The sequence below is a fragment of the Zafaria sp. Z1313 genome (assembly GCF_050563205.1).
Lineage (GTDB): Bacteria > Actinomycetota > Actinomycetes > Actinomycetales > Micrococcaceae > JAZDCJ01.
The window spans coordinates 17,939-32,278 of sequence record NZ_JBNWUK010000018.1 but is presented as its reverse complement, the minus strand read 5'-3'; the positions used below and the strand labels follow the sequence as shown (position 1 = coordinate 32,278).

15 protein-coding genes are annotated in these 14,340 nt (G+C 72.9%); 7 read left to right on the top strand and 8 right to left on the bottom strand.

Going from position 1 to position 14,340, the window contains the following annotated elements:
- Positions 1 to 178: 178 nt before the first annotated feature.
- On the bottom strand, positions 179 to 889 hold the full coding sequence (locus tag ACQ3I4_RS13825; RefSeq protein ID WP_329862435.1) for a LysE family translocator: 711 nt from the start codon (positions 887 to 889) through the stop codon (positions 179 to 181).
- A gap of 103 nt (positions 890 to 992) precedes the next feature.
- Complete coding sequence (locus tag ACQ3I4_RS13820) at positions 993 to 2,108, bottom strand: NADH:flavin oxidoreductase/NADH oxidase (RefSeq protein ID WP_329862433.1); 1,116 nt, start codon at positions 2,106 to 2,108, stop codon at positions 993 to 995.
- 132 nt (positions 2,109 to 2,240) lie between these two features.
- Between ACQ3I4_RS13820 and ACQ3I4_RS13815 the strand changes: the two genes are divergently transcribed.
- The 4 genes from ACQ3I4_RS13815 (at position 2,241) to ACQ3I4_RS13800 (ending at position 5,666) form a co-directional block, all read left to right on the top strand.
- The gene (locus ACQ3I4_RS13815) at positions 2,241 to 2,582 is read left to right on the top strand and encodes a DUF6507 family protein (protein ID WP_329862431.1); all 342 of its coding nucleotides are present in this window, start codon (positions 2,241 to 2,243) and stop codon (positions 2,580 to 2,582) included.
- Entirely contained in the window at positions 2,579 to 3,694 is a 1,116-nt protein-coding gene (locus ACQ3I4_RS13810) for a hypothetical protein (protein WP_329862429.1), read from the top strand. Before ACQ3I4_RS13815 ends, ACQ3I4_RS13810 begins: the two co-directional genes overlap by 4 nt.
- An 85-nt stretch (positions 3,695 to 3,779) precedes the next feature.
- Positions 3,780 to 4,238, top strand: coding sequence for a hypothetical protein (locus tag ACQ3I4_RS13805; RefSeq protein WP_430633767.1), 459 nt, complete (start codon positions 3,780 to 3,782; stop codon positions 4,236 to 4,238).
- 3 nt (positions 4,239 to 4,241) lie between these two features.
- A complete protein-coding gene (locus ACQ3I4_RS13800) occupies positions 4,242 to 5,666 on the top strand; it encodes a hypothetical protein (RefSeq protein WP_329862425.1) in 1,425 nt (474 codons plus the stop codon).
- Here the strand turns inward: ACQ3I4_RS13800 and ACQ3I4_RS13795 are convergent.
- Both ACQ3I4_RS13795 and ACQ3I4_RS13790 read right to left on the bottom strand, forming a co-directional pair.
- The gene (locus ACQ3I4_RS13795) at positions 5,663 to 6,388 is read right to left on the bottom strand and encodes a VOC family protein (RefSeq protein ID WP_329862423.1); all 726 of its coding nucleotides are present in this window, start codon (positions 6,386 to 6,388) and stop codon (positions 5,663 to 5,665) included. The two genes, ACQ3I4_RS13800 and ACQ3I4_RS13795, sit on opposite strands and share 4 nt — an antisense overlap.
- A 2-nt stretch (positions 6,389 to 6,390) precedes the next feature.
- Positions 6,391 to 6,576: a CopG family transcriptional regulator gene (locus ACQ3I4_RS13790; RefSeq protein WP_329862421.1), complete on the bottom strand. Its 186-nt coding sequence runs from the start codon at positions 6,574 to 6,576 to the stop codon at positions 6,391 to 6,393.
- Between the two features lie 287 nt (positions 6,577 to 6,863).
- Here ACQ3I4_RS13790 and ACQ3I4_RS13785 point away from each other — a divergent pair, with 287 nt between their 5' ends.
- Positions 6,864 to 7,481 carry a YdeI/OmpD-associated family protein gene (locus ACQ3I4_RS13785; RefSeq protein ID WP_329862419.1) on the top strand — a complete coding sequence of 206 codons (618 nt, stop codon included), beginning with the start codon at positions 6,864 to 6,866 and terminating at the stop codon, positions 7,479 to 7,481.
- On the opposite strand, the gene ACQ3I4_RS13780 is transcribed toward ACQ3I4_RS13785, so the two are convergent.
- The 4 genes from ACQ3I4_RS13780 to ACQ3I4_RS13765 form a co-directional block, all read right to left on the bottom strand.
- Complete coding sequence (locus tag ACQ3I4_RS13780) at positions 7,447 to 8,226, bottom strand: glutamine amidotransferase (RefSeq protein ID WP_329862417.1); 780 nt, start codon at positions 8,224 to 8,226, stop codon at positions 7,447 to 7,449. The two genes, ACQ3I4_RS13785 and ACQ3I4_RS13780, sit on opposite strands and share 35 nt — an antisense overlap.
- Positions 8,223 to 9,302, bottom strand: a complete 1,080-nt coding sequence (locus ACQ3I4_RS13775) for an ABC transporter ATP-binding protein (protein WP_329862415.1) — start codon at positions 9,300 to 9,302, stop codon at positions 8,223 to 8,225. The genes ACQ3I4_RS13780 and ACQ3I4_RS13775 overlap by 4 nt, the downstream gene beginning before the upstream one ends.
- Positions 9,299 to 10,819, bottom strand: coding sequence for an ABC transporter permease (locus ACQ3I4_RS13770; protein ID WP_430633766.1), 1,521 nt, complete (start codon positions 10,817 to 10,819; stop codon positions 9,299 to 9,301). The genes ACQ3I4_RS13775 and ACQ3I4_RS13770 overlap by 4 nt, the downstream gene beginning before the upstream one ends.
- A gap of 141 nt (positions 10,820 to 10,960) precedes the next feature.
- The gene (locus ACQ3I4_RS13765) at positions 10,961 to 12,046 is read right to left on the bottom strand and encodes an extracellular solute-binding protein (RefSeq protein ID WP_329863882.1); all 1,086 of its coding nucleotides are present in this window, start codon (positions 12,044 to 12,046) and stop codon (positions 10,961 to 10,963) included.
- 263 nt (positions 12,047 to 12,309) lie between these two features.
- On the opposite strand from ACQ3I4_RS13765, the gene ACQ3I4_RS13760 reads away from it, so the two are divergent.
- Complete coding sequence (locus tag ACQ3I4_RS13760) at positions 12,310 to 13,089, top strand: SDR family NAD(P)-dependent oxidoreductase (RefSeq protein ID WP_329863884.1); 780 nt, start codon at positions 12,310 to 12,312, stop codon at positions 13,087 to 13,089.
- 14 nt (positions 13,090 to 13,103) lie between these two features.
- Complete coding sequence (locus ACQ3I4_RS13755; RefSeq protein WP_329863886.1) at positions 13,104 to 14,315, top strand: acyl-CoA dehydrogenase family protein; 1,212 nt, start codon at positions 13,104 to 13,106, stop codon at positions 14,313 to 14,315.
- The last annotated feature ends 25 nt before the right edge of the window (positions 14,316 to 14,340 follow it).

Genomic DNA, 14,340 nt, shown 5'->3' with positions numbered 1-14,340 from the left:
TGGGCAGATCACGCGGATGCCCTTGGCGTTGTCCAGCATTATCTGCCCACGCGTGGGGAAATTGCCGCGGCGACCTGCTCCGGCTTCGGGTAGACCTGGTGATCTACCCACGCGTTGGGCAGGAGCGCGGAGCGTCATCCGCGGCCAGGCGACGACCCGGCGCCGCGCCCCGGCGTCGTCACCTCGAACGCAGGGCGAGCGCCGCGCCGAAGCCCAGCAGCGCGGTCCCGGTGATCCGGTCCGTCCAGCGGGCGGCCGCGGGGCGCTGCAGCCGCTCGCGGAACAGGTGCGTTCCCTGGATGATGAGCGTGAACCAGGCCAGGCCGAGCAGGTTGTGCACACCCGCGAGGGCGATCCCCATCGCCAGCGGCGCGACGCCCTCGGGCAGGAACTGCGGGATCATCGCGACGTAGAAGACGCCGACCTTGGGGTTCAAGAGGTTCGTGACGCAGCCCTTCGCCCACGAGGAGGCGAGCCGTTCGCGGGGCTCCGGGACGGCGTCGGGCGGCAGTGAACCGGGCGCAGTGGCGTGCCCCGTCCAGGCCGCGGCGCCGGGCCCCGGCGAGGCCAGGGCGCCGGGGCCCATCCGCCCGGGCCGCCGGAAGGAACGCCACAGCATCGAGCCGCCGAGGTAGGCCATGTACGCGGCGCCGGCGAGCTTGAGGACCATGAAGCCGGCCTCGGAGGCCACGAGCAGGGCCGTGGTGCCGACGGCGGCGCCGATGCCCCAGATCATGGCGCCCGTGTTGACCCCGAGCGCCGTCGCGTAGCCGTTCCGGCGCCCCGCGACGATCGAGGAGCGCAGCACGAGCGTGGTGTCGAGCCCCGGGATGACCGTCAGGAGGGCGGCTACCGCGGCGAAGGCGAGGAGGGATTCCGTGATGCTCATGCCCCAAGGCTAGGAGGGGCTGCTGCGCCGGGCACCTTATGACGACGCCGGGGCCGCACCGGCGGCGCGGGAGGCGCCGCCGGCGACGGCAGTGCAGACGCGACTACCAGGCGGCGCGCCAGTACTGCGCGGCGCGCGGGTTGGAGTCCGGGGCCACACCGAGCTCCTTCGCGGCGGCCGCCGCCCAGTGCGGATCGTTCAGGGCGGCGCGGGCGATGCTCACGCCGTCGGCCTGACCGGCGACGAGGACCTGCTCGGCCTGCGCCGCCGAGGTGATCATCCCGACGGCCGTGACGAACGAGCCGGTGCCGGCCAGGGCCTCCTTGACCGCCGCGGCCAGGGCGATCTGGTAGCCGGGCCCGGTGGGTCCGTGGTACGGGCCGAGGCCGCCGCTGGAGAGGTCGAACACCGTGACGCCGAGCTCCCGCAGCTCCCGGGCGAGCCGCACGGTGTCGGCGATCCGCCAGCCGCCGTCGACCCAGTCCTCGCCCGAGAAGCGGATGCCGAGGGGCTTGTGGGCCGGCCAGGCGTCCCGGACGGCCTCGACGACCTCGCGCACGTAACGCGTCCGGTTCTCGAAGCCACCGCCGTAGGCGTCCGTGCGGTGGTTGGAGAGCGGGGAGAGGAACTGGTGGATGAGGTAGCCGTGGGCGGCGTGGATCTGGACCAGGTCGAACCCGGCCCGGTCCGCCCTCCGGGCCGCCTCGGCCCAGTCGCGCACCGAGGCGCGGATCTCCTCGACCGTGAGTTCCCGTGGCGGCCGCAGCCCGTGCAGATCCGTGGCCGAGGGGGCGAGGGTCTCCCAGCCGCCGTCCTCGGGCGGGATGCTGCCGGTCCGGCCGCCGGCGGCGTGGTCGGGCAGCCATCCGTAGGTGGAGGCCTTGCCGCCCGCATGGGCAAGCTGCACGCCGGCCGCGGCGCCCTGGGCGTGGATGAAGTCCGTGACGCGGGTCCACGCCTGCGCCTGGGCGTCGTTCCACAGCCCCACATCGAGATCGGAGATGCGTCCCTCGGGGACGACGGCGGTCGCCTCCGCGACCACAAGCCCGAACCCGCCGGCGGCCCGGGCGCCGAGGTGCATGAGGTGCCAGTCCGTGGGGACGCCGTCGCGGGCGGTGACCGAATACTGGCACATGGGGGCGAGGAACGCGCGGTTGCGCAGCGCCAGCCCGGTGCCGTCGGTGGTGGACAATTCCGTGGGGGAGAAGAGAAGGCTCACATCCCGTGCGAACCCGGTGCGTTGGCGGCGTATTCCCGCCCGGTCCGCGCCGGCGGCGGGTCAGATGGGGAGAAGTCCCCATCGCAGCGCGTCCGCGGTCACGCTACGGTGGTCCCCGGAGGTGGATCATCAATGTCTTTGACGTATTGGTCGGTAGACGTCGCCGGCGCCAATGGTGTCATCACGGCGACCGAGACCGAGGCCGGGGAGTTCGAGGACCTCGTGACGGGGCTGCGCACTTCCATCGAGGACGCCGTCGGCGCCAGCCAGAGCAGCCTGATCTCGGGGGCGCTCCAGGACGTGCACGACGCCTATCTCGGCAAGGTCGCGACGCTGGCACACTGGCGTTCGCTCAACGTCGTCGCGGAATCCCGGAAGATCGTCCAGGCGTGGGTGGACGGGGACGACATCATGGCCGCCGACGCCCGACGCGAGATCGCCTCGGTGCCGAGCTCCGCGGAAGACGCGACGTGAGCGTGGACCTGAGCGGGCTGCCCGAGCTGCCGGATACGGCCGATCTCCGGGGCAAGGCCCGCGCCGTGAAGACGGCGGGAAGCAGGGTCGCGACGAACGCGGACCAGGCCCGGAACGCGTGGCTTCCCGTCAACGGCTTCATCGATTGCGACTACGGGGCCGAGAAGATCCACAACGCCATGGACGAGGTGCCCGGATACGGAGAGGCCTGCGAGCTGGGGACGAACGCGATCCGCGAGGCGCTGTACGGCTACTGCGAGGAGATCGACGGCATCCGCGACCGCTACAACGCCGCGGTCGCAGACTCGATGGTCTGCTACGCGGAGTCCACCGACGACGACCCGAACTACCGCGTGAACCAGGAGAAGGCGGCCCAGGACGAGGTCAACGCCGTGGCCGCTGCCCTGCTGGAAATGGAGGAGCGCTGCGCCGAAGTGATCCGCCAGGTCGATCCCGCCCACGTCCCGGACCCCGGGGTCTTCGCGAGCCCGGGATCGGCCGTCGCCTACACGGCGGCGACGACTGCCCTCGAGCACCTCCGCGTGGACCGCTACGTCTTCGACATCGTGGAGACCATCAGCATCACCCGGCTTGACGTGTCGCACCTGGAGATCCTCTTCGCCGACGGCAGCGTCCTCAGCCGGACCGAGATCAACCTGCGCCAGACGGTGATCCAGCAGCGGACCCGGATCGACGTCGTCGACGCCAGGTTCGGCATTGCGGGCGAACCGCCCTCCTGGGCCAAATGGGGCGGGCGCTTCATCGAGGGCGCCGACGTGCTGCTCAGTGCCTGGGGAAACGGGGCGGAGGAATGGAACCAGGACCTCATCGAGCACCCCGAATACACGGCGGAGGAGCGCTGGGGCAGTGCCGCCAAGTCCGCGGCGTTCGGCGCCGGTGGATCCTTCCTCGGTTCGCTCGGCGGCGCGGCGGGCGGCGCGGCGATCGGCACGATGATCTGCCCCGGAGTGGGCACCGTCATCGGGGCCGTGGCCGGCGGCATCATTGGCGGCTGGGGCGGCGAGATCCTGGGCAACACCATCGACAACTGGACCGACGGCGAGGGCGCGCTCGACGGCGTCAAGAACGCGTGGAACGACTTCTGGGGATGAGGCGCCGTTATCGTGGTCAGGTCCCCTTCGGGGAGGGCCCCGCCATCCGCCGCCCCTCGGCGCCGGGAGAAAGAGAGTCGAGGCAATGACCGACCACGTCCTGTTCCTGATCGTCTATGCGGCCCTCGGCCTGGGCGGCTTCGCTGCCTTCATGACGGCCTGCGTGCGCTCGTACCGGGGCGCCTACCGTTCCTGGATGCTGACGAGGCCGCCGCTCCTGCCCGTGGGGCGCCACTGGGGACTGCTGCCCCTCGGCATCGCCGCCGTCACCCTGCTATTGGCCGGCGGGGCGTTGTTCGCCGAGCAGCTGATGCGCTACTCCCCGCGTCCGGCGGAGTTCGGCGCCGGCGTCGCCGCGGCCGTGGTGGTGCTCGGCGTGGTCCTCTCCCTCGTCTTCAGCCACCGGCTCCCGGAACGGTGGAAGCCCGGCTGGTACCGGGACTGGGAAGCGCGCGGTGCGGACCGCGCGGACATCTCGGCTTGGCTGGTACGACGACGGACCGGGCCCCGCGATCGGCGCGACACCTCGGAGAACGGACAATAGATCATGGACCACGGCACCACGCGTGCTTCGACCCCGCCCGCCTGGGCCCGGGTCGACGCCGGCCCGGTCAGCATCGGGCATCCCGAGCACTGGACCGACCGCCGGAACGGGGAGCGGCCGCCCGGCCTGGAACTGCTCCTGGCGCCCGACGCCGCCCCGGGGCGCTTTGCTCCGACCCTCGTCGTCGCCGTGAATTCCTTCGACGGGACGGTGCCACAGCTCTCCACGCTGACGCTGGCCGGCAACCGCTCCCAGCTTCACGCATGCCACGTGCTCGCCGTGGACGCCTGGGACCGGCCCGTTCCGGGGCGGAGGATCGAGATCGTGCACCGGATGTCCGCCGGGGCGGTCCACGCGGTGCAGCTGCTCCTGGCCCACGAGGGCCAGGCCGTCACCGTGACGCTGAGCTGCGCCGAAGCCGACCTGCCGGAGTGCGACGCCCTCTTCCGGCGGATGCTCGATGAGGTGCGCTGGGAGGGAGGCCCGGCGGTGGACGCGCCACCCTTCGGATTCGTTCCGGACCGGGATCCGCGGTTCGAGGAGTTCGCCTCCGCTCAGACGGGAAGGGACCTCGAAGAGCTCTCGGGCCTGGCCGGCTCCCAGCCGTACCACTCGAAGGGGCCGTGGCTCGCCCCGGACACGCTGCTCCTGCTCCAGCGACTGGGGGATTCCGCGCAGGTCGAGGCCCTTCCCGACGGGGGACACAGGATCCGTGGCGGTCTGGGCCGGCTGGAGCTGGGGGCGTCGGCCGCCGCCCTGGCGCAGCTCGAGTCGGCGGGGCTCGCCGAGCCCGGTGGAGCCCTGACTCCTTCCGGGTTCACCGTGACCACCCCGCTGCGCGAGGCGGATCGCTCCGTGCGCTTCGCGACCGAGCGGGAAGGCCGGACCTCGTTGCTGCAGCTGTGGCTCGGGCACGACGACGGCTGCCTCGTCCTGGCCGGTCCTTCGGCCCTCGAGCAGATGGCCGCGGAACCGGGCGGGGCGGCGTGGACGGACCGCCAGCAGATCGACTTCCTGCACGCAGGCGAGGCGCCGGCCGCCGTCGCTGCGTGGCTCGGCATCGGCCCGGCCTGGGCGCCGTCCGACGGGCCCTACGCCGTCTCGGAGGATGCGTTCCGAGCCCGCCGGGACGCCGTCGGCGCGGCTCCCGGTGGTGCCCCGGAAGCCTTGCAGCACCTCTGGGGCCAACCGTGGCTGTTCTGGTGGATCGAGTCGCCGGGTCAGGACGTGGTCGCCTACCTCACGGCCGGCTCCGCAGGCCACTTCCGGGTCGTTCGCCAAGGCGGCCGGATCGTGCTGGACCCGACGGCGAGCCGCAACGTCTACCGGCACCTGTGCCAGATCCTGGCCCCGGCCGGCGTGCGGCGCTCGCTGGATTCCCAGGGCGCCGCGGCCGATCCTCGTGGCGCCACCGGGATCGCCGGCTAGTCCGTCGGGACGTCGACGAGCCGGTAGCCGTAGAGGTCGCGCTGCTTCTCCGTGATCCACAGGTCCTCCCCGCCGTCCGGATCGGCGACCTTGACGGTGCGCCCGTAGGACTCGTCGACGAGGTGCGCGTCGAGCCCCGCGCCCAGGAGGCGTGCGAGCAGGAGCCCGGCATCGCCGTCGTACTCGAAGGAGAGGTCGATGCGCGGATCCACGCCCGTGTGGACCGCGGCGAGGCCGCCGTTCCTGGCCCGGAGCTGGGCCCAGCCGCCCGTCTCGCTGACGACCTCGAGCCGCGCGCCGATCGATTGCAGGGCGGTCGTGGCGCCCGCAGTGTCGGGAGTGACCCAGAGCTGCAGGACGTGCATCCCCGGGTCTGTTCCGGGGAGCGGCCCTGTGGTCTCGGGGTCGGCGGTGAAGGCGATGCCGTCGGGGCCGGTCATGGTGGCCGTGCGGCCGTGCGCCTCCTCGGTGATGACGGCCCGGGTTCCGGCCTCCTCGGTCCGGCGGGCGAACTCGTCGAGGTCGCCGACCTCGAACGCGAGGCGCGTGGTGCCCGCCTTCTCCGTCGAGCCGGAGGCGGCATGGAGGGCCACGCGGCCCTGGGCGGAGTCGAAGACGTGCCAGCCCGGGGCCTCGATGGAGCGCTGGAAGCCGAGCGCCTCGAGGAGGGCGGTCCAGTCGTCGAAGGCGTCGGTGAATCGGAGGGGGCGTGAGCGCAGCATGGCTACTCCTTCTCGCTCGTGGGTGGGATGGCGCCGGCCCGGATGTGGCCGGCCAGGACCTGCTCGACGTAGGCGGAGAGGCTCGCGCCGGCGTCGATGGCGGCGTGCTTGACCTCCCGCACCAGCGAAGCCGGGAGGTAGACGTTGAACTGGACCTTGGGGTCCGTGGCGGCGGGCTGCTCTGTCATGGCTAGAATGCTAGCAAATTAGCCCCCGCCGTCAAGACCCCCGCGCACTTTTAGGTTCAACCTTTCCGAAAACGCCTAGTCAGCACGGTTGAGCCGGGGCTAAAACGCGCAGGAGCGGCCAAAGGTGCGCAGGAAAGGTACAGCGCGCGCGGGAAGCGGCTGCGCGGGCGACTAGCGGCGCGCAGGAAGGGTGCAGTGTGCGCGGGAAGCGGCTGCGCGTGCGGCAGGCGTGCGAGGTGCGCGGGACGGGTGGACGAGGCCCGCCGCCGGGTGGTGGACTGTGGTCCATGGCCGCACCGCTTCCCGAACTCCTGCTCCCGGACGCCGCCGCGTGGAGGGCCTGGCTCGAGGAGCACCATGCCGAAGGCCATGGGGTCCGCCTGGTCCTGCACAAGAAGGGCGGCGACGTCACGGCCCTGACGTACGCGCAGGCCGTGCAGGAGGTGCTCTGCTTCGGCTGGATCGACGGCCAGGCGGGCAGCCGCGACGAGGGCAGCTACACGGTCCGCATGACGCCGCGCCGCCCCGGCAGCATGTGGTCCGCCCGCAACGTCGGCTATGTCGAGAAGCTCATCGAGGCCGGCAGGATGCACCCCGCCGGACTCGCTGAGGTCGCCACGGCCAAGGCCAACGGGCGCTGGGAGGCCGCCTACGCGGGCGGATCGTCGGCCGAGCCGCCGCGGGTGTTCCTGGACGGGCTCGCCGCGGACCCGGCGGCCGCCGAGGCCTACGCCCGGCTCAACGCGTCCAACCGCTATGCGATCTACCACCGGCTGCAGACGCTCAAGACGGAAGCGGCCCGCACGCGCCGGGCCGCGGAGTTCGTGGCGATGCTGGCCGCCGGGCAGGCCCCCTCTGCCCAGCCGGGCTTCACCGAGGCACCGCGGCGTCCGCGTAGATCCTGACGAAGTTGCGCAGCAGCACTCCCGGCCACGGCACGTCGGCGGCGAGCGCCTCGCGCGTGAGCCGCTCCGCGTCCGACGGCGGGAAGTAGCCCGCGTCCCGGTACACGGCGATGCGCGTGGCCAGGCCGGCCGGATCCAGCTCGGGGTGAAACTGGGTCGCGTAGAGGTTCTTCTTGATCCGGAACATCTGCACGGGGCACGGCCCCGAGGTCGCGAGGAGCACGGCGTGCGGCGGCAGCTCGGAGACGGCCTCCTTGTGGCCCACGAAGGCCGTGAAGCGCCGCGGCATGCCGGCGGTGAGCGGGTCGGACACGCCCTCGTCCGTGAGCTCGATCGCGCTCGTTCCGACGGGCTCGCCGAAGCGGCGGTCGACGACGGCGCCCTGGTGGGTTCCGAGGGTTCCGACGCCGTAGCACGCGCCGAGGAAGGGGACGTCGTGTTCGACGACGTGGTCCAGCAGGCGTCCGAGCCCGGCCTCGACCTCGCGCTGGGCCGCGTCCTTGTGGTCGTGGGGGTCGGAGGAGTTGAAGGGGCTGCCGCCCACGAGGATGCCGGCGTAGGCGTCGAGCGCGGTGCCGTCCTGGAGCGCGTCGGGGACGGGCACGGCACCGGGGCCCGAGCCCAGGCGCAGGACCTCGAGCCGCCGGCGGTCCATCCCGGACTGGTCGAGGAAGCCGCGGACCTCGTCCTCGGCGGCGGTCGCGTTGGAGCGCGTGGAGAGGAGCAGGAAGGGCCGTGCGGTCATGGAAGGTAGGCTACGCCCTCGCCGTCGACGCGCAGAAACACGGCGGTTCCGGGGGACACGTGTGCCGCGCTCCAGTGGCGGATCGTGATGACCTGGGGCGCCGCGGGGCCGCCGCCGTCCGGCGCGTCGAGGCGGATCCGGACGGCGATCTCGGATCCGAAGAAGTCTGCGTCCACCACGGTCCCGGCGATGCCCGGGGAGTCCACGAGGCGGATCTGTTCGGGACGCAGCATGAGCTCGACCAGCGCGCCGTCGGCCGCGCCGGGCGGGGACGACGCCGGGACCGTCCCCAGCGCGCACCGGGCCAGTCCGCCGTCGAGCCGTGCGTCGAGGACCACCGCCTCTCCGAGGAAGCGGGCCGTGTCGAGGTCCGCGGGCCTGGCGTAGACCGTGTGGGGGTCGCCGACCTGCGCCAGGCGGCCGTCGCTCAGGACGGCGACCTGGTCGGCGAACGACAGGGCCTCGGCCTGGTCGTGGGTGACGAGGACCGTGGTCACCCCGGCCCGGGCGAGGGTGGCCGCGACCGCCTTGCGCGTCGCCACGCGCAGCCCGGCGTCGAGCGCGGAGAACGGCTCGTCGAGCAGCATCAGCTCCGGTTCGCGGGCCAGGGCGCGGGCGAGCGCCACGCGCTGCTGCTGCCCGCCCGAGAGCTGGTCCGGCCGGCGGCCGGCGTGCTCCGGCCCGAGCGCGACCATGTCCAGCAGCTCCTCGACGCGCTCCCGCCCGGCTCGGCCGCGGAAGCGGGCCCGGTCCAGCCCGAAGGCGACGTTCTCGCCCACGCTGAGATGCGGGAACAGGGCCCCGTCCTGGGCGACGAGCCCGATGTTGCGCCGGTGCGCCGGGACGGGCGGGCGGCCCGATCCGTTGAGCAGGGTCCGTCCGCCGAGCTCGACGCGTCCCGCTTCGGGCGTGGAGAACCCGGCGATGATCCGCAGGAGCGTCGTCTTGCCGGATCCGGAGGGTCCGACGACGGCGGTCGTGCTTCCGGGGGCGACGTCCAGGTCGACGTCGGCAAGGGCCCGGGACCGTCCGTAGGACTTGGTGATGCCGGAGAGCCGGAGGTGGGGATCGGTCATGTCTTCTCCCTGAAGACCCGGGCCACGAGGATCCAGGTGGGGGCGATGGCCAGGAGTACGAGCAGCGCCGCGTAGGGCGCGGCGGCCGCGTAGGCGTTGACGGAGGTGTGGGTCCAGAGCCGCGTGGCGAGGGTCTCGAAGCCCGTGGGCCGCAGCATGAGGGTCGCGGGGAGCTCCTTGACGGCGGTCAGGAGGACCAGGAGCGCGCCGGAGGCGATGCCGGGCAGGGCCAGGGGCAGGGTGACCTTGAGGAAGACGCGGACCGGGCCGCGCCCGAGCGCGGCGGCCGCCTCCTCGGCCTGGGGAGGGGCCAGGAGTACGGCCCCGACGACGGGACCGAGCGCGAGCGGGAGGAACAGGGTGCAGTAGGCGAGGGTGAGGAGCCACTGGGTCTGGTAGAAGGCGTAGGCGACGTTGATGCCGAGGAACACCACGGAGAGTCCGACGACGACGCCCGGCAGCGAGTGCGCGAGGTAGACGAGCCGTTCGGCGAGCCGTGGCCAGCGGGAGCCGGAGCGGGCGATCGCGATCCCGAGCGGCACTGCGAGCGCGGTGGTGGCGAGGGCCCCGAGCCCCGCGGCCCAGACGGAGCCGCCGAACGCCGCCGCGACCTCGGCGAGGGATCCGGGGCGGGAGACCCCGCGGACGCTCCACACGCCCATCGCGGCGAGCGGACCGCCGACGGCGACGCCGACGAGCAGCCAGGCGGCCGCCGCGGCGGGGACGCCGAAGCGGCCCAGGGGCAGCAGGGCGTGGGGGCGCCGGACGCCGGAGCCGAGGCGCGCATAGCGGGTCCCCGTGCGCCGGAAGCGGGACTCGACGAGCAGGATGAGCACCGTCAGGGCCAGGAGCACGGAGGACAGGGCCACGGCGCCGAGCCGGTCGAAGCCCATGTTGAACGAGGTGAAGATGGCCCGCGTGAACGTGTCGACGCGCAGGATCGAGACGCCGCCGAAGTCCGCGAGGATGTAGAGCGCGCAGAGCAGCCCCCCGGCGGCGACGGCGGGGAGCACGAGCGGGAGGGTGACCTTGAGGAACGTCCGGGCCGGCGAGTGGCCCAGGGCCCGCGCGGCCTCCTCGTGGGCCGCGTCGACGGAGAGCAGGGAGGCGCTCACGGCGAGGTAGACGTAGGGGTAGGTCACGAGGGTGAGGACGAACACGGCGGCCCAGAAGCCCTCGAAGCCCGCGCGCACGTCGAAGAGGCCGACGAGGGAGGTCCAACCGAACGCGGCGACGTAGCTGGGCACGGCCAGGGGCAGCGCCGCGGCGACGGCGAGGGCCCGGCGGCCGGGCACGGAGGTCCGGGTCACGAGGACGGCGAGCGCGACGCCGATCACGAGGCACAGGGCGGTGACCACGGCGACGAGCAGGAGCGAGGTGGCGGTCAGCCGCGCGATCCGCTCCGTGAACAGCTGGCCCAGCAGCGCCGCCGGCCCGTACTCGAGCGTCCGGACGACGAGGTAGGCGGCCGGGACGAGTGCGACGGCGGTCGCGAGGACGGCGCCGGCGGCGGCCACGGGGTGCCGGGCCGGCCAGGAGTCGCGCAGGCGCCGGCGGGGGCCCGGCGTGGGGGAGGTGCCGGGACGGCTCCCCGGAACGCGGGAAGACGGCGGCGCGGGGTGCGCGCCGCCGTCGTTCCGTGGGGGTGTCGTGGGTGGTCAGGCCAGGCCCGCCTCGGTGATCAGGGCGATCGTCGTCTCGAGGTCCTCGAGATCGTTGAGGTCGACGTCCGGGACCTGCAGCTCGGTCAGCGCCGGGATGCCGGCGGGGCCGGGGACGGACTCGAGCATCGGGTACTCGCTGGTCTCCTCGGCGAAGTACGTCTGCCCTTCCTCGGAGAGCAGGAACTCGAGGAGCTTGACGCCGTCGTCGTCCGCGGCGTGCTTGACCAGTCCGGCGCCGGCGATGTTCACGAGCGCGCCGATGTCGCCGTTCGGGAAGAAGTAGTTCGCGGCGTCGAGCTCGTCCGGCTCGACGCCCTTCTCCTTGGCCAGCTCGAACAGGTAGTAGTGGTTGACCAGGCCGAACGGGATCTTGCCGTCGTTCACGTCGGCGACGATCCCGCCGTTGCCCTCGCGGATCTGCGGGTCGTTGGCCTTGAGGTCGGCGAGGTACTGCTTCGCCGCGTCCTCGCCGTCGAGCACGCGCAACGCGGTGATGAAGGCCTGGAAGGAGGCGTTCGTCGGGGCGACGCCGAGCTGGCCCTTGAACTCCTCGCCGTTGAGCTCCTCGACCGTGTCCGGGAGGGTGTCGGCGGGGGCGAGCTCCTTGTTGTGGATCAGGACGCGGGCGCGGGCGGTCACGCCGACCCATTCCCCGTTGCCGTCGCGGTAGGCCTCGGGCACCACGGAGGTGATGGACTCGGGCAGGGCGGCGAAGAGTCCCGCGCTCGAGGCGGCGCCGAGGGCGCCGGCGTCCTGGGCCAGGAAGACGTCGGCCGGGGACTTGTCGCCCTCTTCGAGCAGCTGCGCGGCCATGGCGGCCGTGTTGCCGTAGCGGACCTCGACGTCGATGCCCGTGGCCTCGGTGAACTGGTCGATGATCGGCTGGACCAGGTCCTCACTGCGGCCGCTGTAGAGCGTGATCTTGTTGTCGGAGGCCGCCGCGGGCTCCGACGGGGAGGATCCGGCCGGCGACGTCGTCGCGGAGCTCTCGGCCGGGGCGCTGCCGCCGCCGCAGGCCGCGAGGCCGAGCATCGCCGCCGCGGCGAGCGCGGCCAGGGAGGTGCGCTGGATGGGCTTCATGGAGGTCTTGCCTTTCGGTGGAGTGGAACGCGGCGCCGCCCGGAGGGAGGCCGGGTGATTAGGTGCGCCTAAGTCCCCCCCAAGGATGCCCTAGGGAGACGCCGTGACGCAAGAAATACGCAACTGTTACCTATCGTAATGAGCTGCCGGGTGGCCGTGAGCCGGGTCACGCGGGTAGTGTGTAGTTAGCGATCATTAACCGAAACCGGCCGCGTCCGGCGTCCCCTCGGGACCCCGCGGCCCACCACCAGGGAGGGCGATCAATGGAGATCAACGGGGGATCCGCGCTGGTCACGGGCGGGGCGTCGGGCCTCGGCGCGGCCACGGCACGGCGGCTGTACGACGCCGGGGCGCACGTCGTGCTCGTCGACCTCCCCTCGTCCGGGGGAGCCGAGGCGGCCGCCGCCCTGGGAGGGCGGGCGAGGTTCGCCCCGGCGGACGTGAGGGACGGGGAGCAGGTGCGCTCCGCCGTCGCACTCGCCGCCTCCCTCGCCCCGCTGCGCGCCGTCGTGAACTGCGCCGGGGTCGCGACGCCCGGCAAGGTCCTGGGGCGCGACGGGGTGCTGCCGCTCGCCGCGTTCGAGGCGGTCGTGTCCGTGAACCTCACCGGGACCTTCAACGTGCTGCGCCTCGCCGCCGAGGAGATGGCGCGCAACGAGCCGTGGACGGACCCGGCCACGGGCAGCGGCGAGCGCGGCGTGATCGTCAACACCGCCTCCGTCGCCGCGTTCGACGGGCAGATCGGCCAGCCCGCCTACGCGGCCTCCAAGGGCGCCGTGGCCGCCCTGACGCTCCCCGCGGCCCGCGAGCTCGCACGCCACCTGGTCCGCGTCGTCGCGATCGCCCCGGGGATCTTCGAGACGCCGATGCTGGCAGGCCTGCCGCAGGCGGCGCAGGACTCGCTGGGCGCCCAGGTCCCGCACCCGTCCCGGCTCGGAAAGCCGCAGGAATACGCCGCCCTCGTGGAGCACATCCTGGCCAACCAGATGCTCAACGGCGACGTCATCCGGCTCGACGGCGCCATCCGCATGGCGCCGAAATAGGGCGGAGGACCCCCATGAACGCACGCGTCAACAACCCCGGCCTGCCCGGCGCCCTCGGCGGCCCGCTCGACGGCCTCCCCGGGGCCGACTTCCTCGGGATCGAACGGCAGCTCTCGCACCGCGAGCGGCTCAAGCTCGCCGAGGTCCGCGAGTTCCTCGACGCCGAGGTGGCCCCGCACGCCGCCGGCTGGTGGGACCGCGAGGAGTTCCCGCACCACCTGCTCGGCCCGCTGGGGGAGCTCGGCGTCAGCACGCCCACGCGGCACGGCTACTCGCACCTCTTCCACGGGCTCCTGATCGCCGAGCTCGCCCGCGTCGATGCCTCGATCGCGACGTTCTTCATGATCCACCACGACCTGTTCGTGGAGTCGCTGCACTCCTTCGGCACGGACTCCCAGCGCGACCGCTACCTCGCCGACGCCGCCGCGCTGCGCACCACGGGCGCGTTCGCGCTCACCGAACCGGGCCACGGCTCCGACGTCGGCAAGGGCCTGGGCACCACGGCCCGGCACGACAGCGACGCGTGGGTCGTCGACGGGCGCAAGCGCTGGATCGGCAACGGGACCTTCTGCGACCACCTCCTGCTGTGGGCGCAGGACGCGGACTCGGGGCACGTGAGGGCGTTCATCCTGGACATGTCCCTGCCCGGCGTCTCCGCCACGCGGATCGAACACAAGACCGCCCTGCGGACCGTGCAGAACGCGGACATCGTCCTGGAGGGAGTGCGGATCCCGGAGCGGGACCGCTTCGTCGGGATCGACTCCTTCGCCGACACCAACCAGCTGCTGCGTTCGAGCCGGATCATGGTCGGATGGGTGGCCGTGGGGCAGCAGCTCGCCGCGTTCGACACGGCCCGGGCCTACGTCCTGGGCCGCGAGCAGTTCGGGCGCCCGCTCGCCGCCTTCCAACTGGTCCAGCAGCAACTGGCGCAGATGCTCGGCAACACCACGGCGTCGATGGCGTTCATGGCGCAGCTCGCGGGGCTCCAGGCCGCCGGGCGGGAGGACATGGCGCAGGCCGCCCTGGCCAAGTCCTACACCACGGCCAGGATGCGCGAGACGGTCGCCCTCGGGCGCGGCCTGCTCGGCGGCAACGGGATCCTCAGCGACCACGGCATGGCCAAGGTCTTCGCCGACGCCGAGGCCGTCTACACCTACGAGGGCACCTACGAGGTGAACTCGCTCATCGTCGGCCGCGCCCTGACCGGGATCAACGCGATCAGCTGAGCGGCCCCCGCCCGCGCCCCGCGGA

Coding starts and splice junctions, on each gene's coding strand:
- ACQ3I4_RS13825 (WP_329862435.1), bottom strand. CDS start 889: ATGAGCATCACGGAATCCCTCCTCGCCTTCGCCGCGGTAGCCGCCCTC.
- ACQ3I4_RS13815 (WP_329862431.1), top strand. CDS start 2,241: ATGTCTTTGACGTATTGGTCGGTAGACGTCGCCGGCGCCAATGGTGTC.
- ACQ3I4_RS13805 (WP_430633767.1), top strand. CDS start 3,780: ATGACCGACCACGTCCTGTTCCTGATCGTCTATGCGGCCCTCGGCCTG.
- ACQ3I4_RS13800 (WP_329862425.1), top strand. CDS start 4,242: ATGGACCACGGCACCACGCGTGCTTCGACCCCGCCCGCCTGGGCCCGG.
- ACQ3I4_RS13795 (WP_329862423.1), bottom strand. CDS start 6,388: ATGCTGCGCTCACGCCCCCTCCGATTCACCGACGCCTTCGACGACTGG.
- ACQ3I4_RS13790 (WP_329862421.1), bottom strand. CDS start 6,576: ATGACAGAGCAGCCCGCCGCCACGGACCCCAAGGTCCAGTTCAACGTC.
- ACQ3I4_RS13785 (WP_329862419.1), top strand. CDS start 6,864: ATGGCCGCACCGCTTCCCGAACTCCTGCTCCCGGACGCCGCCGCGTGG.
- ACQ3I4_RS13780 (WP_329862417.1), bottom strand. CDS start 8,226: ATGACCGCACGGCCCTTCCTGCTCCTCTCCACGCGCTCCAACGCGACC.
- ACQ3I4_RS13775 (WP_329862415.1), bottom strand. CDS start 9,302: ATGACCGATCCCCACCTCCGGCTCTCCGGCATCACCAAGTCCTACGGA.
- ACQ3I4_RS13765 (WP_329863882.1), bottom strand. CDS start 12,046: ATGAAGCCCATCCAGCGCACCTCCCTGGCCGCGCTCGCCGCGGCGGCG.
- ACQ3I4_RS13760 (WP_329863884.1), top strand. CDS start 12,310: ATGGAGATCAACGGGGGATCCGCGCTGGTCACGGGCGGGGCGTCGGGC.
- ACQ3I4_RS13755 (WP_329863886.1), top strand. CDS start 13,104: ATGAACGCACGCGTCAACAACCCCGGCCTGCCCGGCGCCCTCGGCGGC.